The organism is Novipirellula aureliae (assembly GCF_007860185.1).
Taxonomy (GTDB): domain Bacteria; phylum Planctomycetota; class Planctomycetia; order Pirellulales; family Pirellulaceae; genus Novipirellula_A; species Novipirellula_A aureliae.
In genome coordinates this window covers 383,036-403,674 of the sequence record NZ_SJPY01000002.1, presented here as the reverse complement: position 1 = coordinate 403,674, position 20,639 = coordinate 383,036, and the positions used below count along the sequence as shown (strand labels likewise).

Below are 20,639 nucleotides of genomic sequence, written 5' to 3'. Positions count from 1 at the left end.
GTCAGGTCTAGCGGAGCCAATGTCAATCAATCCATTGAATCGCGATCGATTTACCAGTGAGTTTCGAGTATCCGTATCGACCGAGCAACATTCGTCCGAGCAATGACAGCGCCGCGTCCAATAACGTCTGCCGTAACCGGGCGGCGACGAAGGGTTTTCCATTTCAAATCGGCCGGGCTTCGCCGCTCCGGTTCACGGCTTGGTTCCCCGATCATTCGCTCGCAAGGCTAAGTTTCGCTCGACTGTTTTCGGCAAATCGCAGCACCAAGTCAACAGATTCTGAGCCTGCTTTTCCGGAGGCCAAAACCCAACCGTCGCCCTTCATCTTCGGATGTTTATGTATTGAAAGCGGATTCGGGTGTATTACGCCATCGAGATCAGCACCGTAGTAGCCGTTATCTGAAGCGTCGATTTTGAAAATCAGACGATCAGATAGTGTGTCATGTTGCAAGTATACCGCACGGACAATCTGCCCCTTTCCAAAAGTTAGAATCGTGGTCACGTGATCGCCAGTGACGGCCTCAAGGGAAAGGCCGCGATCGTAGTCATCGAGAATAATCCATTCGTCAATCCCAAACGCAGTTTTGGTACGGGAGTCCAACGTGGCCGCAATCGGACTCTTGCCACAGCCAATGACAGCGAGTAAAGCAAGCGCGATTGCAAATCGAAATACGTTGCGATGCATTGTCATAGTGCGAACTGCCGGGGAACGTCCGCCGTCACCGGGCGGCGAGTGAAAAGTAAACCATCAGAAAACGCGATGACGCCGCTCCGGTGCACGGCATGGTTACCCGCATTCCTACGGCTCCAGGAAATCAGCGAGTGAACCCTCAAACGAGCGGATGAACTCATCCGGTTCTTGTTCCGGATCATAACGATAGAGTTCATGCATGAACATGTGAAGCCCGTCGATTAGATTGCCGTCGCGATCGTAGATGTAACCCATCGAATCGCCATTTGCCCAGTCGATAAATGGAATGAACCGATCAGACAAGCTTCTGTGCGTATCGGCGAACGTGCCGCGATGGGCAGACACGAAATCAGATATTTCAGAGGTGGGCACAATGAACCACGGTGAAATCATGCTTTCCGGTTCCATCTGTAGCCCGTACCCATCTACGCGTAGATAGAGATCCTTGAGTTCGGCTGGCAATGGCAGCCCAATCTTGGATTCGACATCGGCGATGCTCTCTGGTGATGCCGGATCGCCAAAGATGGGTTCGTAGCCAGAATCAGCCTGAGCGGCCGCGTGATGCCGCGTTAGCAAGTCGGGCCAGTTTGTCATTGGAGGCAGCACATTTGAGTCGGGTAACGTTTGCGATAACCGCGTCGGCCAGATTAACGCTGACCACAGTGTAAACGGTCGTGGCCGACTGCGGTTGATCGGATGGTTCCACCCACTTTAGTCAAAGCCCAGCCAATCGTGTAACCTCGGAAATGGGTTGTCATGAAGTTGAGCTAGTGGGTAAGCCTGGAATCGACCGCGAACGCTCGCCTTTGAGGACGGGCGTAAGTAGTTCAGCCGCCCAAGATCGCTGCGTTCGTTCGTCATTGAAGTGCAGGTCTTCGACGTACACGACATGAAAAAGTGATCGCATTTCGGGGTAAGCGCATCTCAAAACGCGGTCTGCCATTTCAAATAGCTCAAGTACACGTTCGCGATCATGATTGTCGATTGCCGCTTGCGTGTGTTTTCGAAACGCCAAAAATGCAAAGTGCAGACGAGTCTTCGCGGATTCCCGATCAAAGTCGACCGTCAATTCCGGGAATTGCTCAAGCGACCAATCAAGGAATGAAGTACGAAACGTCATTGCGATATGCGTGGTGGTGGAACGTTACGCGTTGTATGGTTGAAAGTAAGCGATTTCCAGTATAGCCAGATAGAGGCTTTTGGTAAACTAAAATGTGTCGTGCGTTCCAGGTGGAGACTGGGCGTTTGATGTTTTTTCTGCTCGGTGGCCATGATCGCCGCTTGGCAGGATTCGGTGTCGTGAGGCGAGTCCCTTTTACGCGTTGTTGCTCTGACTACCTGCGGTTAGATTGGACACCTCCGAACCCACTTCCTAAGATCGATAGGTATATCTTGTGGCTCTGACCACCCTGATCACAAGGCTCATCCCTGAAGCGGGTAAGTGGCCCTCGACATTCCAGGGCCAAGCGGAGGAACTTACGTCGCGCAGCACATCGAATCGTCGACTACTCTTTCCTTGCAAAAGGCGAATTCCATGAGCACCATGCAATCCCTTAAAAATCAAAACTCAAATTGGCGTCGTAGCGCCAGACGTGCTACCAAGCCAAGTTCCACCAGCACCAAGCCTGATCCCAAGGTGCAGCATCTTGGAATTGGCATCGACACAGGTCGCTACGGTCATCATGTCAGCTTTCTACGAGATGATAAACAGCGGGCTGCCCCTGCCATAACCGTCATGGAAAAAGCTGCCGACTATGACAAACTCAAATCATCTTGGAAAAACTGCACCAACGATTCCCCAACGCACACCTGCACCTTCGCATCGATGCTGCTGGCCAGTACGCCGACAACATCGAAGCCTTTGTGCGATCCCTTGATCAACTGCCCATGACCGTCTCGGTCGGCCAACCTAAAGTGAATAAGGACTACCATAGCGTCGTCGCGCCCAAGAACCAAACCGACAAGACCGAAAGCTATGCCATGGCACGCTACGCGGTTGTCGAACAGCCCCAAGCGTCCTACGGCACACCGCCCGAATTTACCACTCTCAAGCGAATCGCTTCCAGATTGCAAGCACAAGTCAAGCAGACCACGCGGCTAACCAATGCGCTGCACGAAGCCTTGACCTGCGTCTTCACCGAACTAGCCACGCTCGCTCCCAACATCGCCGCCGATTGGGTGCTGATGATGCTTATGAAATATCCCACCGCCAAACGAATCGCTGCTGCCCGGCTGAGCAGCCTGACGAAGATCCCCTATCTTCTGCCAGAGAAGGCGTTGGAGATTCAAAATGCTGCAAAACGCACTGTTTCTAAACAATCCAGTGAACTCGATGAAGAGTTGATCCAAGATCTTGTCGGTGAACTGCAGCACTCCCTTAGCGAAGAGAAACGTCGAAAACAGTTGCTCGTCAAAGCATTCAATGCGTTGCCCAAAGGCCCACACCAACGCATTGCCACGATTAAAGGGATTGGCGACCAAACCGCCGCAGCAATCGTCGCTACAGCGATCTCGATCGACCGTTTCGAAACCGATCGTAAGCTCGTCGGATACTACGGCATCTTCCCACGAGAGCTGCAAAGCGGTGTTGATAAGTTCGGTCGTCCGATCCCGCCAGGTAAGAAAGTTATGTGCAAACAAGGCAACGATCTGGTTCGGGGTCTGTTGTGGCAGTGCGCCAAATGTGCTTCGGCCGCCAACGGTGGCAACCCGGAAGTACGTGCGTTGTACCTACGTCGACTCGAAGCGGGCGACACGGCGATGTGTGCTTGGGGCTACTGCATGACAAAACTGCTGCGGCAAGTCTACGGCGTGTGGACCACCGACACGGACTTCGATCCCGAGTACGAAGCCAGGCGTCGCGCTGCCCGTCAAGCCGCTCAGCAAGCCGACAGGATCAAAGGGAAAGCAGAAACAGAGGTGTCGGGCCACAAGGACGTATCCGGCTCCGAAGAGACTGGAAAAGTAGTCACCAACACCCCTGCTTCGATGGAACCCGTTTCTCATTCGGATGATATCGTTCATGATGATCCATCTGCGGGCACGGTGCAAGCGGAAGTTGCACCAACTGCCGCCCGTCCGCTGATCGATTTCGCGGAGCTTCGTAGTCGGATCAGCATGGCCGACGTGTTGACGAAAATGGGTTATTCATTTCGAGTGGGCGCAGGCCAGCATCGAGGCAAGTGTCCGCTTCATGATCCGAGCGTGGGTCGAGGCAAACCGTTCTCAGTCAATTTCAAGCGAGAAGTGTTTCGCTGTTTCGAATCGAGTTGCGGTTGTCAGGGCAATGTTCTGGATCTGTGGTCCGCGTATCGCAAACTACCGCTCTACGAATCCGCGTTGGACTTAGCGAAAACCTTCAACATTGAACTTCCCGATCAGCGACGATCCAGCCCTCGAAAAAAACAAAAAAAACTTGGCGGGCATACCCCGCCCACCCCTTGATTACTACCGGTATATCTAACCGGCCTTTCGAAAATAGTTTCGAAACAGACTGCGTCCAGTATTGATAATCCTCTGGCTTCTTTTCGTCCGGCGAGTTGACGGTGGGAATTGTTGGCCTTGATAACAACCGCTATGAAACGAATTTGCTTTGTAATACTCAAATGGAATTCCGAAAGTCCGCAAGTAATATCCATATTGGAGGGCACCAAGCCGGTGTTTCGGAGAAAGTTTTGCCTGTAATAATTCCAGCACATCTTGGTGGCTCTGGGCGTTATAGGTCGCACCGAGTTCGCGATAGAAACTCATGCCCGCCAACACCGAAGGCGTGCCCCAGTAATTTGCCTCGACCCCAACCGTCGATCCAAACGAGAGCACTTTCTCAGCATGCCCGATCAAATCGTAGGTAGAGATGCGGCTTTCAGGAAGGATGATTTCAACTCCTTTTCCGTCCAGAAGTTTAATCAGATCGGTGTCACTATTATTGACGCCCGAAAGATTGGGGTGCATGCGAACGTAGATCTTCATGCCTGTGTTTTGAAGATCGTTAGCAATCTGCTGAATGGCAATTCCTTGGGACGGGTAAATAGGATTTTTCCATTCCTCTCCAATTCCAATGAACTCGTCTTCCGAAGAATTGAAGATCACCAAATTACGTTGAGCTGGATCCCAGGATTCGGGGAGAAATCCTGTGCGCTGTTTTTTGGTGAATGATGTCCATCCATCTTCGATCCCCATTCGTCGGTTGGTAAAGAAAGTTGCACCCTCCGTCTCGCGTACTTCGGGATCCGCAGAATGCCATGCATCGTTTAGGCTTTCCAAAAAGGGAGGACGATCATGAGGCAAATGGTTCTTGAACAGTTGGTATTTTGTATTGTTCGCGCCACGTTCGTGCATATATGCATCAACCCCTTGGCGTTGACAAGCTCGCATGATCCCTCGGGCCATCGCGAATCGCCCATTGAAGAGATAGACACGATCGACATCTTTATGGCTGCTTAAATAATGGCTCATCGCTCGATGGGCTCGAAAACCGGATATGACCAGTCCACGGTATGCGTTTTGAGACTCCGGTGTGGAAAGATTGTGATCACGGAAGTTGTGGATTGTCGTTGAAACCGCTGCATAGCCACAATCCCAATCATCTACTCGAAAGTGTTTCGCATGCTCAATGTCTTTAAACGATGGGTCAATCAAGCCTTCCTCCTGATAGTCTTCCGGAGTGAGGAACTCGCTGAGGCTGTTCATTCGGACGGATTCGGGAAGAAGGCCGATCGCTTTTTGACGCAATTCGATACACCGCCTGCAACCAGCAAGCGAAGCAGATGGTTGCGTGATACACGACGGAACATCGTTCAAACATGTCAAAATGGCAACGGAATCCCCTTGCTCGATATGCTTGTGTAGAAGCTCGAGCTCCGTCGCTAAATGGTGTGTCCAATCGACTAAAAAAGTAAAAACAACGTTCATTTAGAACTCCTCGTTGATCATTTTGTGCGTGATGCGAAACCGTCTCCGGCGGGGACATTCTCCGGCCGATTTGAAGACTCAAGCAACACAGAGCCAAAGCGGATAGTGTTTAGATAGCTTTCGATATATCCAAAAAAGCATTCAAGCCTGCCTCGAGTCGCCTTCCCAAGTCTGTACCACAATCTACATTTCACAGCTCGGCTATTACGCAATCATCCAATGCCATGTCAACCGTTGTGCCCCCCCTTCGTCAGATGATGTTGGGGATTGTCGCTCAGGATCGCTGAGTTCATAGGCTTCGATCCAGCTTACCGCCAGGAACGTTTTGCCAGTCCCGCTGGAGATGGTGGCATTGCTGATGTGGCCCAAAAGCCCGTGCGGAAGGATCATTAGCAAAATCCCCACCATAATACGATGCTGTTATGCCGGGATGGGATCCGGTTTCTATTGATGGTTACTCGATTAGGAGAATCTCGCGTCATTACCTGTCTTGCGTTTGATTCGTCTCCTACAAAATGCTTAGCTTTCCCAGCTAAGCCTCTGGATCGTAAGTCCAAGGCACATTCATTGCCATAGCAATTCGCCACGAACCCGGTCATGCACCCCACACCAACGGGTGAGTCAATTTGTCTTGAGTCATTCCTGATTTGTTGCTACAAGGCTTCCATCGCATGAACATGTCCCTGACGTCTGGACCTCGGATCCATAGGTGCAACCATTTCTAATTATGATCATACCCCGTCGCAAAGTCTGTTCGCTCCCGATTCAGTGCATCCACAGTCGACGAGCAAGATCTCTAGCGGAAAAGAACCACAAAGCACGAGTTGTCTCGTCAACAACTACAATTACGCCGACTACGTTTGCGAGGCGGTTGAATCGGCAATCGAGCAAGAGCTAGCATTTGATGAAATCATTGTCGTCGATGATGGATCGATCGATGATTCCGTTCGTCGTTTAAGGCAACGGTTTTCTTCCCATGACAACGTCATGATTATTGAGAAGGAGAATGGGGGTCAGTTATCGGCTTTCCATCGTGGTGTACAGGAAAGTCGAGGCGATCTGATTTTTTTTCTCGATGCTGACGATCGCTATAATTCTCGGCTGAATTGGATGGCCAGTACGCTGTTTTCCAAGAATCGAACGATCGATTTCCTAAGCGTAGGCTATGAAGAGTTTGGCGAGACACTTCCAGGAAACTCGTCTCCACAGCCAAGTCGGGACTACGGTTTTACTGCCCTTAGCACGATCTTTGATCGGCGCTGGGTTGGTAACCCGACATCATGTCTGTCCATGCGATCAAAACTAGTCAATCGAGTTTTACCCTATCAAGATGAGGATGCTTGGCGGATCCGGGCCGACGATGTGTTGGTGTACGGATCTTCTATCCTGGGTGCGCATAAGTATCACCTCGGTGAACCGCTAGTCGAATATCGCATCCATCAAAATAATGGCTATGCGAAACAAAAGATTGACACGCTAACAAAATTGAAACATGCGATCGAAGTAAATCGTCTGATCAGCTACTATGTTGAAAAGTCCGGTTATGAGATCGGTTTGCTCGGCAATCTGCTACCGAGAGAGTTTCGAACGCTGGAACGCCCCACCTACAGCGAATTGAGACGCTATATCCACATGTGCTCACGAACCGGTTTGCCTCTCCGATTGCGTATCGATTCCATAGCTATCATGCTTCACCATTATTTAGTCGAACGCTTCAAGAAAAAGCCGTTCACGTCATTCGTGGATTTAGAATTCGCACGCCCCTCGTTGCCAATTACGGAGAAAAGGGAAGCTACATCCTCTCCGGCTTGCCATCAAGCGAGCGGAACCGAGATGCGAAGGACAGCCTAAGGATCCACTGCAAACGTGAGGGTGACTCGAACGCCACTCCGAAATCGAAGCAGGCTTTGCAATCGACTAGTTTAAGTCTGGCATCAAAGCTCTTTCCGGCTTTGGATTTGAATCCTTTGATCACAGGCGTTTTGCCGCTACACAGTCGTATCTTCGCATGGGTGGCTGATGTTTTATGCCCCGATATCGTCTTCCCTATCGTGAAAGGATAGGCCTCACGCCAGCGACTACAACGGTATGCTTTGCTCGTCATTTTGGGCTTGATATGTCATATTGGTAGCACCTACAAGGCTCTTTGCGATTTGTCTGCACCCGTGAATGGGGAACAAGGGGGCATCGATCGTCACCTTCCATTGCCAAAGCTTATGGACCATACCTGACACTCGAAAACAACAGAGTTGGCCAGCCATTGGCGATGCAGTAAAACGTTAGACTTCCTATCCTGCCTTAGGACAAGACAACGCGTCCCCGCACCTCTTGTCAGAACCTTAGCTATGTCAATCAAGAAGATCATCCGTGAGGCAAACTGGCTAGTCCCGCGGTTGGGATTGCAGGGAATCGCCCTGCATGAAATTGGGAGTTCGGGTTTCGGGGATCGGCTGCGTGGAATCTCTTTGGCCCTATTCCTCGCTCGCTATCATCGTGTGCGGCGGATCTACTACAATGATTTCGAAGGCGATCTGGAAGACCATCGGTGGGTTATATTCAAGCACAAGTTGTGTGATTTGATCCAGCTCGATGGGATCGAACTGATCGAGACACCGCTGCCTTTCCCTGAAAAGACTTTGTGCGTTGAGCATCTTTGTCACGTAGGTACCGGCCTGAAACGCTATGGCTGGCGTCAGATGTGGCGACTGCAGCCCCGATCCCCTGCGATCCGAGAACGCATCGACGACATCGGAATTGATCAAACGATGATCGGCTTTCACGTTCGTGCAACCGATATGGTGTCGGAAGTGTCGTACGCTCGCGGCGAGGAAGTGATAGCAGCCGAAGCGATCGAAAACCTAGGGAAATGCGCGGCTATTCATGGGACTCGGAAGGTGTTCTTGGCCGCAGACAATCAGAAGGGGCGTGACGATTGGGGCTCGCGTCTGACCGACTTGGGATTCTCGGTCAAAGTCAACGCAGGGACGGTTTGGAACGAAAATGCCATACGCCATACGGGAGTCGACGACATGCTCGTCGACTTCTTCGGCTTGGCGAATTGCTGTCGCGTCGTCCGCTTGGTTTCGTCTGAGTTCTCACGCCATGCTGCGTGGATGACCGGCCGGCCGCTGCGTTATTCGGAACTGCTCTGAGTATCTTTGGTTCTGAGCATCTATGGTGCCGAACAGTATTGGGCCTGACCCAAGACTACCTCGTTGCTAAACGGTTCGCTTCGAGTTCGATAGCCATCGGCGTGTCGCCTAGGGATCGCGTCGCAGGGGGTAAACTTGATCTTTGGTTTTAGCTCTAGCCCGGATGATTCATGGGCTTGCAAATTGTTTTGCTAACGTCTACGCCTTCAAGCGTTTACGTTCATTGCTCGAAAAACAGTCTGCGTATTAGCCGTTTTGGCGTTAGCGGGCTGTCGATTTAATCGTTTAACGCTTAGCCGAAGGCGTCAGCTTTTCCGTAAGCGGTCGCCTATGGCTTGTCGTTAAACAATAAGTCGAGTCAAACCGATTAAATCAGCAGGCCGCTATCGCCAAAACGGCTAATGAATCATCCGGGCTAGTTGCAACGATACAAATTCCTTTCGCCTCGCTCTCGCCCGATCGACTTCGGTAGGCTGCCAAGTCGCGTCCACTCGCAGCACTGCGAACGCTGGAGGCTACGGATCACAAAGCTAGAAATCAAAACTCACCTTGCCATCGACCAATTTCAATCTGGCATCAAACTTCTTACCCGCGTTCGATTTGAATCCTTTGATCACTGGCGACTTCCCGCTTTGCAACAGTTTTTTCGCATTGGTGACTGAAATTTTGCGTCCCGACATCGTCTTCCATATCGTTAAAGGACAGCCCTCACGCCAGCGACTGCAACTGTACGCCTTGGGGGTCTCAACGACTGGACTTTGACACAACGGGCACTTGCCAATCGAATCGCTGTTTTGGTTTTGTGTTGCCGATGACGGCTTGCCCGCACCCTTGCTTGCGGACTTGCCACTCACGTTCTGCTCGTCGCCTCGAGGGACAGGGATTTCAACGATCACGCCCGAAGCGGACATGCCCAATAAGATAGGCGATTCGCCTGCAATCGCGATCGGTTCGCTCATCACTCCCCATTGCAAAAGTTCACGTAGCGAGTTCATTGACAATGGTTCGTCACGGTAGACAGGTGGCAATACAAACTTGCAACCATTGCGCCAATCCGAACAACCAAGAGCCTTGTTTCCCTTGATGATCTTTTCACCACAAAGTGGACAATGACCGTAAATGCTCATGTCAATTTGCAGGTCGTCGCTGCGGACCAAATCGCGAGCGTAGTCAGCGATCTCGCTCATAAAGACGTTTGCCGACAAACCACCTGTTTCGATTCTTTTGAGTTTCGCTTCCCATTCGCCCGTCAACTCAGGGCTGGTCAAGTTGCGGTCCTTTACGATTGCGATTAAGTATCGTCCCAAATCGGTAGCGATGATGTTTTTCACAGACCGCACGATGTAGTTACGATGCAACAGCGTCTCGATCGTTGCCGCCCGTGTCGCGGGGGTGCCAAGTCCTTTTTCTTTGAGTGCTTCGCGAAGTTCTGCTTCGTCGACAAGTTTTCCAGCCGTGTCCATCGCACCGAGGAGCGTGTTTTCGGTAAAATGCTTAGGAGCTGACGTTTGGCCTGATTTGATGAATGGTTGATGGGGTCCTGATTCACCCTGTTTGAAATCGGGTAGCGATTGTGATTCGTCCGGCGCACCAGCCTTTGCCCTGTTACCGTTTGCTTTTCCTTTTCTTGGATACAACTGAGTCCAACCAGCGACAACGACTCGCACACCTCGAGCTCGGAAATTGGTTTTGCTTGCCGATGCATCGACCGTTGTGATCTGTTTTTCACATGCCGGATAAAACGCTGCGATAAACCGAATGGCGATGGCGTCATAGACTTTACGCTGGCGATCGCTCAGGCTGCCGGGGTTGGATCCTGTCGGAATGATCGCATGATGGTCAGTGATCTTGGCATCGTTGATGATTCGCGACGAGAATGGTAGCGATTTTAAGTCGAGACGAGCGATTTCGGATGACTTCCGTGGCCTTAGTTGCTCCAGAATCTTTGGAACGTCCTTGCGCATGTCTTTGCTGAGGTAGCGAGAATCGGTTCTCGGGTAAGTGATCCATTTTCCTTCGTAAAGCGATTGAGCCGCCGCGAGCGTATCGGCAGCCGAAAGTCCAAACCGACGGTTCATGTCTCGTTGCAGTTCGGTCAAATCGTATAATTGTGGCGGCGGCGATTTTTCGCTGCGGCCTGTCACCTTGGTGACATTTAGCGGATAGGGCTTGACCGCTTCTAATCGTTTCTTTGCTTCCCATTCATCACCGAACCGATCGCCAGTGAAGCGAAATTGTACGTCTCGATACTCGGTCAGTAGTTCCCAAAAGGGCTCGCTGCGAAACGTGCGGATCTCGTCATCACGGCGAACGATCATTGCCAATACGGGCGTTTGCACGCGGCCTAGGCTCCACAATAAACCGGAGTGGCGACGCGGGGATTTATCGCTGTTGGACTCGTCGGTTTTGGGTTCGGTGTGGACCGATCGATAGCGAACGGTATAGTTTCGGGTGGCGTTTAGCCCGACGATCCAATCCGCTTCGCTGCGGCATTTGGCGGCGGCGTACAGATTATTGTAGTCCGAAAGCGGACGGATCGAACGAAACGCCGCTGCAATAGCAGGCGGCGTCAAGGAACTTAACCATAATCGATCCGCAGGTTTCTGTTCACACCCGGTAAGCGATAGGATATAGCGGAAAATCAATTCGCCTTCGCGTCCAGCATCCGTGGCGCAAATCAGCGAATCAGCGGCTTGGAACAAACGCTCAATCACCGCAAATTGTTTTCGTGCCCCGTCGTCGCCTCGCAGTCGCAACTGAAATTCGGCCGGCACGAACGGCAAGGATTCGAGCGTCCAACGTTTCAGCGACGGATCGTAATCGCCAGGTTCCTTTAGTTCGACGAGATGTCCAAACGCCCAAGTGACTTGATAGCCGCCTCCTTGCAAGTAACCATCGTGCCGTGAATTTGCTTTTAGGAAAGATGCCAAGTCACGAGCAACGGACGGTTTCTCAGCCAAGACGACCTTCATGTTCGTGGAACCTTTCGACGTGTTGCGTTGGGGATCGCTACAAGATAACCAAAGTATAGCAGACTTGGTTGTGTCGATTGGTTCGCGTTCGGCTAACGCTATTCAAACCAATCGATGGCGTTCTTGAACATCGCCATGCCATCACCATACTCAGGTTGTTCGTCACGGCGAGTCCAGAAAGGGTGCTGCGTCGGATCGATATGCCGTTCGGGATGCGGCATCAAACCGAACACGCGTCCCGTCTTATCGCAAACGCCCGCGACGTTCGCATCGGCACCATTCGGATTGACGGGAAATGGCAACGTCTCACTTTGTACGGATCCACTTTTACCATCGGAGTAGCGAAGTGCCAAACGTCCTTCGCTTCGCATCGCGTCGATGACGTCTTGGTTTGCAGCAACGAACTTGCCTTGCGCGTGTGCCATCGGCAAGTACATCCGCTCGATATCCTTCAGGAACACGCACGGCGATTGATCGCTCACCAAATGGACCCAGCGATCCTCGAAACGTCCATGATCATTCCAATCGAGCGTCGCCGGAGCTTCGCTTTGATCTTCCAATTCTTCGGTCAGAGCTCCGAGTCGCATTAGAACCTGCATCCCGTTACAGATTCCCAACACCAAGCGGTCGCCATTGCCATGAACAAAGGCATTGACTAATTCGGACAAATGACGCCGTAGTTTGGTCGCCAAAATTCGGCCAGCGGCAATATCGTCACCATAACTAAAGCCTCCCGGCAGACAGAGGATTTGGTATCGGTCCTTCAAGGCTGGATTTTCAATTAATCGATTTACGTGGACACGTTCTGAGACGCCGCCAGCGGAATCAAACGCGAACGCCGTTTCTTCATCACAATTGGTGCCAGGAGCACGGAGAACCAAAACGCGAGGAGCAGCCATCGTAAGGGATTGTCTTAAAAAGGGTTATGTCAATAAACGGGTTGCAGACTGTATTCGCGACCCGAAGCGTAAGTTTAGCGACCATCCGACGGCTTGAGAACCTCCACTTTAAGTTGTAGTCTTTCGTTGCGGTCGTCCCAGCCGATGACGGTTGCCCGTCCATGCCATAATCCGCGACCAAGCTGTTCGAATTCGTCCCCTAGGTCTTTCGGAATGTACAGCACAAGCGGCAATTCAGGGTCGTCCGAGTGCGCCCAAACGGCATGGCCGTCTCGGTAAACGTTGGGTGCGTCGCGGCCGCCGTACAAAAGTCGCCGCTCGATGTGTGCGGACATGTCGAACGACAATCCAACGATCGCGTCGATGAGTGCCGACCGCTTCACCGGATGATCGCGAACCGCCCATAGATGACGCGCTGTTTCCGCAAATGTGATCGTTTCAGATTCTGCAGCAGCGGATATTTCCGTGGTTGGTTCCGTCTGTGACCGAACACGGTCGCTAGCACTTTCATCGGGCAGCACCTGTAACTTGATTTTCTTTCGCCAATCAGGCCAACGGGGAATGTCGATCGATACTTCGACGATCCAATGAAGCTTGTTGTCGCGAAGCTCGACGGAGAAGGGAGCATCGTTGGGAATCTGGTAGGAGAAGTCGTAGTGAAGTGGCCGATTCGCCGACAGCGTGGTTGCTCCTTCGAGCGTCTCGGTCGATTGGAACAGACGGTGATGGTGAGTCTTTTTGTTGCTGCCGGAGCCACTGATGCATTGTTCATTTGCAGAAACCTTCATCGTGATGCCATTGATTTGAAGGTTTTTGCGAGGAGAGAAGCTCAATTGCCCCTTGATCGTTTGCCCCGGTGAGACCGTTGTCATCCCCAAATCGCATGCGACTTGGCCGAGCACCCACTTTGGCAACACCGACTTCACCAAAAAGACGCTAGCGCCGATCAATCCAAATGCCCCCAAAAAGATTATCGGAATGATGCCTCCGTCACCAATAACAAATGCAGCGACAAACATGGCAAAGCCAGCGATGACCAACGCTGCAATGCATCCGCCAGCAATGCCGTTGATCTGCTTTGTCGTCCTCGGCACAACCGCCTGCGTGTTGTCACAAGCAGCTCGTACCAAAAAGGGTACAGACGCCTTAGGGTCAAAACTCCATGGGATGTCGACACGAGCATCAATGTAATGATCGATGTTCAAATAGTGGCCATGATAAGTGGGTGGCCAATCGGCGATTTTTAGTTCAAAGGGGTACTCGACGTGCTGGCCAGCGGTCCAATGTCCTGTGAACAGGGTCACTTTGTCTGTTGAACCCTTGGCGATATTACCGCGTCCATGAGTCCGCCAAGCGGATTCGACGATCAAGCCGTTGCATTTTACATCATTATCGACATCGACTCGGACGGTGCCGCGAATTGTCGATCCGCCATCGTGTAACACGTCGGCTTTGTCGTCGAGGTTAATCGATAAATCGCATTTCGCCATCACTGTTTACCTGTTTCTGAACTTGCTCGTATAGGTGGGATTCGATCGCACGAATGTCACTGCCAAATCGACGTCGCAACGCTTCGGCATCCTTCATCGAAAGTTTCGGTATGGGGACTGGGGCTGGATTCAGCCGTGATGCCTCGATTCGCCGGTTCATTGCCTGCATGATGAAGGACGCATCATTCGATTGTCCCAGCGGATAGGTCGTTACAGTGTACCCGAATCGCAGCAGTTGGCGGGACAGGTCGCGGTGTGTTGCCAGAATCAATGGCAAGCCAGAGGAGAATAGGGTTCGCATGACGTCGCGAGGCAATCGCTGAGCTTCGTCAATGAGCAACGGGTTCCCATAGGGAATGGGGCAACAGGGCAAATCTTCGTCCAAATAGACGTAGCTTGCATCAGGCAGCAAACGCTTCAATGCCAGCATACGCGTCGTTTTGCCTCGGCCACACTCGCCGATCAATTGCACCGCCGAACGCAGGTCGACGACGTGTTTTGCTAGCTCGCGAACGTCTAGAATCGCCAATTCAGCTCGTTCTTCTCGGGTTAATTCTCCAAAGGGATTGCGAAATAGGTTGCACCTCGCCCAAGGAAGAACGCCGCGAATCTTCGAAAACTCGTTTAACTTGGTTTGCATCATCGTTTTACTCTAAACCAAATTCGGATGCTTCACCATTCGTCACTTTCGGTTTATCGAATCGCAGCGATCCGACGAGTGATTCGGGTCCGCTGTTTTTCGGGGTCGCTGTGGTATTGGGTCGCTGTGGTATTGGGGCGCTGTGGTATTGGGCCGCGACGTTGTCGCAGGCTGTTTCTTCAGCGAGCTTTCCACGGTCGGAAGTGCGATCGCTGCGATTGCTATCACGCTACGCATTGTGAATCCCCGTGAAAGCGGTGCCTGGGCTCTCTAGCACCTCGGTATGAAAGCATAACTTTTCTAACAAATTTTGCATAAATCTGTCTAGCGAGATGTAGACGCTGTACGGATTCAAAGCGACTTCTTATGATGGGATGGTCGTGCGCAGCGGTCTGCGTTAAACGTGCGACACAGGCGACAAACATGGAAGGTATCAAACACGGATGTCTTATCAACAAACTTTGCCAAACTCGTTTTCTAGCGACGATTCCGAATCTCAAATTCGAAAGCCCGCAAACGGTGATGCCGAATGTGTTTCAGGCTTTCTGGAAGGTCATCGGCACTTTATCGGCGGCCTGGGTAGGCACCAACTGGGTGACTACATCATCAAACGTCAAATTGGTCGTGGAGGAATGGGGGTTGTTTACGAGGCAGAACAGATCTCGCTTGGTCGCCGCGTCGCTTTGAAGACGCTGCCATTTGCCTCGGTTCTCGATCCAAAGCAAGTCATCCGATTCAAGAACGAAGCCCAAGCGGCAGCGGGCCTTCATCACCCCAATATCGTGCCCGTCTATGGTGTTGGCAATGAACGCGGGGTTCACTATTTCAGCATGCAATTGATTCAGGGGCAATCGCTCGACGAGGTGATACGAGAGTTGATTGAGCTGGCAGACCATGGTCAGGAAGGTGCATCGGATCGCTTACAGGCGGTTTGCAATGACACCACTGCCGATGCTTGTGGAACGACCGAGACCGTTCGGGCCGAGCCCAGGAAGCCGACGGTCAGCAGATGCTTTTCGACTTGCAAATCCGTGCAGGAAGCGAACTATGTACGTTCGGTTGCCGAACTCGGCAAGCACGCTGCGGATGCGTTGCACTACGCACACGAACATGGAGTGATTCATCGCGACATCAAACCATCGAATTTAATGCTCGACCGTCAGGGCAAGCTTTGGATCACTGATTTTGGCTTGGCACGAATCACCAATTCACAAAGCATCACCGTCAGTGGTGACTTAATTGGTACGGCCCGTTACATGAGTCCAGAGCAAGCAGGTGGACGATTGCATGAAATCGATCATCGAAGCGACGTCTTTTCGCTTGGGGCGACACTTTATGAAATGTTGACTTTGACACCAGCATTCCATGGTGAATCGCGCGAGCAACTTCTTCGTGCGGTTGAGTTTCATGGTCCCGAATCCCCTCGCAAACGGAACCCGTCTATTCATGTCGACTTAGAAACCATCCTCTTGAAGTCGCTCGAGAAACGTCGCGATGACCGTTACGCGACGGCAGGCGAATTGGCAGACGATTTGGCCAATTTTCTCGAAGGGCGTCCTCCCAAAGCGAAACGCCCTGGGCCGATGGAGCACGCTTTTCGTTTTGCAGCACGGCATCGGAATTGGGTCGTTGCCGGCTTTTTGGTTCTCTGCTTGCTCTTAGCGGTTGTCTCGACAAGTGCGATGCTGCTAAATCAGCAGCGTCAGAAGACAATTGCAGAATCGGCACTTGCATCAGAGCATCTGCGAGAAACTCAACGAGTGGTCGATAATTTTGGGGCGCTCGTCGATCAGAGGCTCGAACATATAGCCGGAACCCAGCGACTGAGGATTGACTTGCTTAGAGAACTCGAGAAGTATTACGAGAGTTTTGTTACCAAGACCGCCGACCAACCCTCGTTCGATCTCGATTTGGCAACCACTCGTTTTCGCCTTGGTGCTGTTCATCAACGACTCGGGGAACACGAGCTAAGTCGAGACTTTTACCTGGCGGCCCTCGCAGGCTTTGAGAGGTTGCGACACCTTGCACCGGAGAGCAATGAACTGATTGCCGATGTGGCGCTTTGCCACAACAACCTCGGGCAAGTCGCTGACAGTCAAGGCGATTTTTCAGTCGCACGCGAAGAGTACGAGCTGTCGATCGCAGGTTATCGCCAATTGGTTTTGCGTGGTGCTCCACGTGGCCGAACCGGTTTTGCCAGAACGTCAATGAACCTTGGCTTATTGTTGGCTTCCAACAATGATCCTGACGCGGCCAGAGTACTCGAGCAATCGCTTGAGTCGTTAACAGCATTGGCTTCTCGAGATCCTGAGAATTTAAACATCCAAGACCAATTGGCTTTGTGCGAAAATAACTTGGCGTCGGTGGTTCTCGACCGTGACCGCGGGCGGGCAGAGCATTTGCTTCGGCGTGCCGTGAAACGATACAATTATCTAGCCGACCGACGTCCTGCATCTCCCGAGCACAAGGGGGATCGTGCGTTGGCGATCAGTAATTTGGCGGCTGTTTTGGCAACGGGTGACGATCGGAAATCGGCAATCTATCTCTTGGAAGAAGTTGTCGAACTTCGACGTAGCTTGGTGGAATCGGAACCGGATGTGATGGTTCACGCGACTTCGCTGGTGATGGCCTACCATCAGCGTGGACAGCTATTTGCAACGGAGGGTGACATCGAGAGCGCCATCAACGAGTACGATCTGGCCAAGAAAATGCTCGAACAAACGATGCTACGGTTCCCGCTGAGTGATCGTCTCGCTTCCGATATGGCCCGGACGCTTAGCAATCTGGCTGTCCTTTCAGCCCGGATCGGTAAATCGTCTGAAGCAATTTCGATGATCGAAGAGGCAATCGAACATGAGGCGACCGCGATACGATTGGCTCCCGGAGACGATCGCTATATTCACTTAATGCAGCATCATCAAACTCGTCTAGCAGAGCTGAAGGTGCAATCATGAGATCACCAAAGCGACGAGTGACGCGGGGGCTTTCCTTTGAACGATTGGCAAGCCGGATTGCGCTTGATGGGACGGCGGGGTTGAAGGAATCAATCCTGGAAACCGACACGCTGTCTGTCCAAGCACAGGTTGGCAAAATGCCTTACATCGAAACAAGGGGCCCGAGGGTCGAACGGGCGCGGCCGATAGTGATGGGGCCGATAGTGATGGGGCCGATTATTTCACCAGACGACCTTCTGATCATTTCGTCCGGACTGCAAAAAGAATCCGACTTGTCCTTGCCATTGATCCCAGCGGGGGGTGACGAAACCAATGTCGACGGACGCGCCGTCACCAAGTCCAGTTCCCAAAATTCTGCAAGCCCCCAATCGCTTCGCGATGTCGTTGACAATCGGTATCTATCGCTTGATAACGGACACGTCAGTTATGACTTGCTGCCTCAACCGACGGCAATTGAATTTAACGTTGATCTTGACGAATCCCTCCTGCCTGCCAATGTCAACAATCCACGCCCGACGCTTGCCAGCTACGTCACTTCAAAACCACTTGGCCCAAACGATGAGCTGAATAGCCAAGCCGAAATCGGAATTTTGGCAAGCAAGCAAAGCGAAGATGATTTAGAAGGCATGCGTCCCCAATGGGACACGGTAACGGACGAGATATCCGACCAGAATCGGTTAACGACGGATGATTATTTTTCCGGTTCGAGTGAGCGTCAGCGTGTTGATTGGTCCGTAGACGTTTCAGCCAGCGCATCTCGCGGCGAACTTGCGATCGATTCGGCTGGCGAGATCGTCTCGGAAACACTTGGTCAAGAATCCGCCATCCTTCCGCGGGCGGATCACCATCCCTATTTAACAGAGGCGAACAAACCAGGCATCGAAGAGGTAAAGACCGAAAGCCCAAAGTTGTTGCCTGCCGATAACGAAAAAGAGGACACTCCACTTTCCAGCTACATCGGCGCAGCGGTATTGGGTATCGCCCTTACTATCTCGCTTCTTGATAGCGAACGGCCGAAAGGACAACCTCGATGTTATAGGTTCCTAAGAAGTCGAGAATAGGAACCAGTGCATCGTTGACATTCTTTTCGCTTAGATTGCTTGTCGAAAGGGTCAATCGGTCGGCCGCCGCGATGCCGCCGGTGGTGGCGTCAAGGGATAACCATTCGTCATCGACGTGGGCGAGCGTCCAGGCATGGAAAACCATTTGTGGTTCCGACAAGTTGCGATAACGAAAACCGAATGCAATCCGCGACGGGATTCCTTTTGCCCTCAACAGTGCCGCCAACAAAACCGCATGCCCGATCGAATCGCTTTCGGCGTCCCTTGCGACTTCGGATGCTCGTGGAAACATTTTTGACTCCGAGTTTAACTGGGTCAACCGATTCGTAGACCGGGCCAATTCCAATGCCAATTCGCGTTGTTTAAGTTGTCCGACCCCGATGGTCGCTTGGGCGATTCGTCGAACCATCGGCTCGTTGTAGTCGACCATCACGTTGGGGCGACTGTCGTTTTTGTCGACCGCTAAATCCACGCCGACGAAACCATTCTTGGCCACTTCGTCCAAGCGGGTGACCAGCACCAACAATGACCCATCGTTCATTTCTCGTACAAATTGGTCGGGTTGTGGTTTGACGAGAATATCGTCGGCGGAAGTCGCTTTGTGCCGACGCAACATTTTGAAGCCAACGCGTTGCGTTTCGGCAGGGTTTTCGAGATCCCCGCGAACTTCGGTCGATGCAAGTCCAGCAATCTCTTCTGCTTCGGGCATACCCCTTGTCGCGGTTCGCATGTCGGTTTGGTAGATAACCAGATCGCGAGACGAATCATACGTTCGCTGGACCATTCCTTGCTCATCGGTCCAGACAACCAACACTCGTTTGTCGTCTTCGTCACGATCAATTTGCACGTTCACCTCAATCAAGCGGTGGTCCTTGCCATCGAGCATCGGGACGGCGGCTGGGCCGTTACATTTCATCCGTACCGTGCCGATTTTTTGCTCGGTCGGCAGGATCATTTCAAAGACGCGTGTCTCACCTGAGGTCATCGGATCGCGGCGTAAGGAAGACGCGATCGCCATGAGACCTCGGACATCGGGATTCCAATCGATTTTTTTTGAAACTTGATAGTTTGCTCTCGTTTTGGTCAGTGAAAAACGGATGTCTTCCGACATCCCCGTCGTGCGTGTCATCACTGGCCCGACTGACAATTGCGTTTCGAAACTAATCAGATTTCCATTGACCAACTCACTGCTTTGCTCGCTTGTCCGCTGGACCAAACGCGAGATGCCTCGTGGGTTGAGAATCATAAGTTCTTCAAGATTGAGCTTGATTCGCTGCGTGGGCGCTTCGCCTTCGGCTTTGACTGTGCGATGTGCGTAGCCGACATGCCGGTTTTTGATGTAGTAGGCATACCAAGCTTGCCAGTCGCCCGCGAAGTTCCTCTGGATCCGATCGGGCTCTTTCTCGGGTTCGATGGGGCGGTTTGCAGCGATTTCCCTCGCTCTCGCAACCTCGGGCGGAACGATCGGTGCGCGATTGGGGATATCGCAGCCAACGAAAGTCAGGAGAGGCCAGAGGGCAAGGCCCGTGATTAGGCCCGTGAATAGTCGTGAAACGATCGAAGCTCTGGGAACCACTCTGGTCACCTTGATTGACGAAGACGGCATGATCTGGAGATCAACGAAAAGATTGTTGGCATTGTAATCGGGAAAACAAGAGTCGTCAGGGCGGTATTGCCAACCAAATGAGGGAAACGGTGCTTTTAAACGGGTTGGGTTATGGCGATTGGCAGAGGAATGACGAATGTGCGGACGCCAGTGCAAATAGACCTGCTCGCTTGGTCATCATTCTTCGACCTCGGCAGGAACGTGACCTAACGTTGGGTGTAGAGATTTCGCATTCGGATCCATCGAGACGATCGCGATATTTC

At 52.1% G+C, this 20,639-nt stretch carries 16 protein-coding genes; 5 read left to right on the top strand and 11 right to left on the bottom strand.

The features are described 5' to 3' along the window. Positions 1-211: 211 nt before the first annotated feature. From Q31b_RS07345 to Q31b_RS07335, 3 genes are all read right to left on the bottom strand, one after another. On the bottom strand, positions 212-685 hold the full coding sequence (locus tag Q31b_RS07345; RefSeq protein WP_146599034.1) for a hypothetical protein: 474 nt from the start codon (positions 683-685) through the stop codon (positions 212-214). 114 nt (positions 686-799) lie between these two features. Then, a complete protein-coding gene (locus Q31b_RS07340) occupies positions 800-1,285 on the bottom strand; it encodes an SMI1/KNR4 family protein (protein WP_146599033.1) in 486 nt (161 codons plus the stop codon). A gap of 160 nt (positions 1,286-1,445) precedes the next feature. After that, positions 1,446-1,811: a DUF7674 family protein gene (locus Q31b_RS07335; protein ID WP_146599032.1), complete on the bottom strand. Its 366-nt coding sequence runs from the start codon at positions 1,809-1,811 to the stop codon at positions 1,446-1,448. A 653-nt stretch (positions 1,812-2,464) separates the two neighbouring features. On the opposite strand from Q31b_RS07335, the gene Q31b_RS07330 reads away from it, so the two are divergent. Beyond that, the gene (locus Q31b_RS07330) at positions 2,465-4,135 is read left to right on the top strand and encodes a transposase (RefSeq protein WP_146599031.1); all 1,671 of its coding nucleotides are present in this window, start codon (positions 2,465-2,467) and stop codon (positions 4,133-4,135) included. Between the two features lie 15 nt (positions 4,136-4,150). Here Q31b_RS07330 and Q31b_RS07325 read toward each other — a convergent pair whose 3' ends face one another. Continuing rightward, positions 4,151-5,602 (bottom strand): hypothetical protein, encoded by a 1,452-nt coding sequence (locus tag Q31b_RS07325; protein ID WP_146599030.1) that lies wholly within the window; start codon positions 5,600-5,602, stop codon positions 4,151-4,153. A 204-nt stretch (positions 5,603-5,806) separates the two neighbouring features. Next, positions 5,807-5,992 (bottom strand): hypothetical protein, encoded by a 186-nt coding sequence (locus tag Q31b_RS07320; RefSeq protein WP_146599029.1) that lies wholly within the window; start codon positions 5,990-5,992, stop codon positions 5,807-5,809. A 378-nt stretch (positions 5,993-6,370) separates the two neighbouring features. On the opposite strand from Q31b_RS07320, the gene Q31b_RS07315 reads away from it, so the two are divergent. Beyond that, positions 6,371-7,453 (top strand): glycosyltransferase, encoded by a 1,083-nt coding sequence (locus Q31b_RS07315; protein ID WP_197171108.1) that lies wholly within the window; start codon positions 6,371-6,373, stop codon positions 7,451-7,453. On the opposite strand, the gene Q31b_RS07310 is transcribed toward Q31b_RS07315, so the two are convergent. After that, positions 7,395-7,706, bottom strand: a complete 312-nt coding sequence (locus Q31b_RS07310) for a topoisomerase C-terminal repeat-containing protein (protein ID WP_146599027.1) — start codon at positions 7,704-7,706, stop codon at positions 7,395-7,397. The two genes, Q31b_RS07315 and Q31b_RS07310, sit on opposite strands and share 59 nt — an antisense overlap. A gap of 241 nt (positions 7,707-7,947) precedes the next feature. Between Q31b_RS07310 and Q31b_RS07305 the strand changes: the two genes are divergently transcribed. Next, entirely contained in the window at positions 7,948-8,754 is an 807-nt protein-coding gene (locus tag Q31b_RS07305) for a hypothetical protein (RefSeq protein WP_146599026.1), read from the top strand. Positions 8,755-9,284: 530 nt separating this feature from the next. On the opposite strand, the gene Q31b_RS07300 is transcribed toward Q31b_RS07305, so the two are convergent. The 4 genes from Q31b_RS07300 to Q31b_RS07285 form a co-directional block, all read right to left on the bottom strand. After that, positions 9,285-11,726, bottom strand: a complete 2,442-nt coding sequence (locus tag Q31b_RS07300) for a type IA DNA topoisomerase (protein WP_146599025.1) — start codon at positions 11,724-11,726, stop codon at positions 9,285-9,287. 98 nt (positions 11,727-11,824) lie between these two features. After that, the gene (locus tag Q31b_RS07295; RefSeq protein WP_146599024.1) at positions 11,825-12,625 is read right to left on the bottom strand and encodes a phosphoribosylformylglycinamidine synthase subunit PurQ; all 801 of its coding nucleotides are present in this window, start codon (positions 12,623-12,625) and stop codon (positions 11,825-11,827) included. 74 nt (positions 12,626-12,699) lie between these two features. Continuing rightward, complete coding sequence (locus tag Q31b_RS07290) at positions 12,700-14,115, bottom strand: sporulation protein (RefSeq protein WP_146599023.1); 1,416 nt, start codon at positions 14,113-14,115, stop codon at positions 12,700-12,702. Further along, positions 14,090-14,758: a hypothetical protein gene (locus Q31b_RS07285; protein WP_146599022.1), complete on the bottom strand. Its 669-nt coding sequence runs from the start codon at positions 14,756-14,758 to the stop codon at positions 14,090-14,092. Before Q31b_RS07285 ends, Q31b_RS07290 begins: the two co-directional genes overlap by 26 nt. 440 nt (positions 14,759-15,198) lie before the next feature. On the opposite strand from Q31b_RS07285, the gene Q31b_RS07280 reads away from it, so the two are divergent. Both Q31b_RS07280 and Q31b_RS07275 read left to right on the top strand, forming a co-directional pair. Next, entirely contained in the window at positions 15,199-17,709 is a 2,511-nt protein-coding gene (locus Q31b_RS07280; RefSeq protein ID WP_146599021.1) for a serine/threonine-protein kinase, read from the top strand. Next, a complete protein-coding gene (locus Q31b_RS07275; RefSeq protein WP_146599020.1) occupies positions 17,706-18,770 on the top strand; it encodes a hypothetical protein in 1,065 nt (354 codons plus the stop codon). Before Q31b_RS07280 ends, Q31b_RS07275 begins: the two co-directional genes overlap by 4 nt. On the opposite strand, the gene Q31b_RS07270 is transcribed toward Q31b_RS07275, so the two are convergent. Beyond that, positions 18,697-20,346, bottom strand: coding sequence for a transglutaminase domain-containing protein (locus Q31b_RS07270; RefSeq protein WP_197171105.1), 1,650 nt, complete (start codon positions 20,344-20,346; stop codon positions 18,697-18,699). The genes Q31b_RS07275 and Q31b_RS07270 overlap by 74 nt on opposite strands. Positions 20,347-20,639 lie beyond the last annotated feature (293 nt).

Bases quoted from the DNA above. Each gene is read 5' to 3' on its own strand.
- Q31b_RS07310 (WP_146599027.1), bottom strand. From the start codon at position 7,706: ATGACGAGCAAAGCATACCGTTGTAGTCGCTGGCGTGAGGCCTATCCT.
- Q31b_RS07345 (WP_146599034.1), bottom strand. From the start codon at position 685: ATGCATCGCAACGTATTTCGATTTGCAATCGCGCTTGCTTTACTCGCT.
- Q31b_RS07325 (WP_146599030.1), bottom strand. From the start codon at position 5,602: ATGAACGTTGTTTTTACTTTTTTAGTCGATTGGACACACCATTTAGCG.
- Q31b_RS07335 (WP_146599032.1), bottom strand. From the start codon at position 1,811: ATGACGTTTCGTACTTCATTCCTTGATTGGTCGCTTGAGCAATTCCCG.
- Q31b_RS07300 (WP_146599025.1), bottom strand. From the start codon at position 11,726: ATGAAGGTCGTCTTGGCTGAGAAACCGTCCGTTGCTCGTGACTTGGCA.
- Q31b_RS07275 (WP_146599020.1), top strand. From the start codon at position 17,706: ATGAGATCACCAAAGCGACGAGTGACGCGGGGGCTTTCCTTTGAACGA.
- Q31b_RS07305 (WP_146599026.1), top strand. From the start codon at position 7,948: ATGTCAATCAAGAAGATCATCCGTGAGGCAAACTGGCTAGTCCCGCGG.
- Q31b_RS07340 (WP_146599033.1), bottom strand. From the start codon at position 1,285: ATGACAAACTGGCCCGACTTGCTAACGCGGCATCACGCGGCCGCTCAG.
- Q31b_RS07320 (WP_146599029.1), bottom strand. From the start codon at position 5,992: ATGATCCTTCCGCACGGGCTTTTGGGCCACATCAGCAATGCCACCATC.
- Q31b_RS07285 (WP_146599022.1), bottom strand. From the start codon at position 14,758: ATGATGCAAACCAAGTTAAACGAGTTTTCGAAGATTCGCGGCGTTCTT.
- Q31b_RS07280 (WP_146599021.1), top strand. From the start codon at position 15,199: ATGTCTTATCAACAAACTTTGCCAAACTCGTTTTCTAGCGACGATTCC.
- Q31b_RS07290 (WP_146599023.1), bottom strand. From the start codon at position 14,115: ATGGCGAAATGCGATTTATCGATTAACCTCGACGACAAAGCCGACGTG.
- Q31b_RS07295 (WP_146599024.1), bottom strand. From the start codon at position 12,625: ATGGCTGCTCCTCGCGTTTTGGTTCTCCGTGCTCCTGGCACCAATTGT.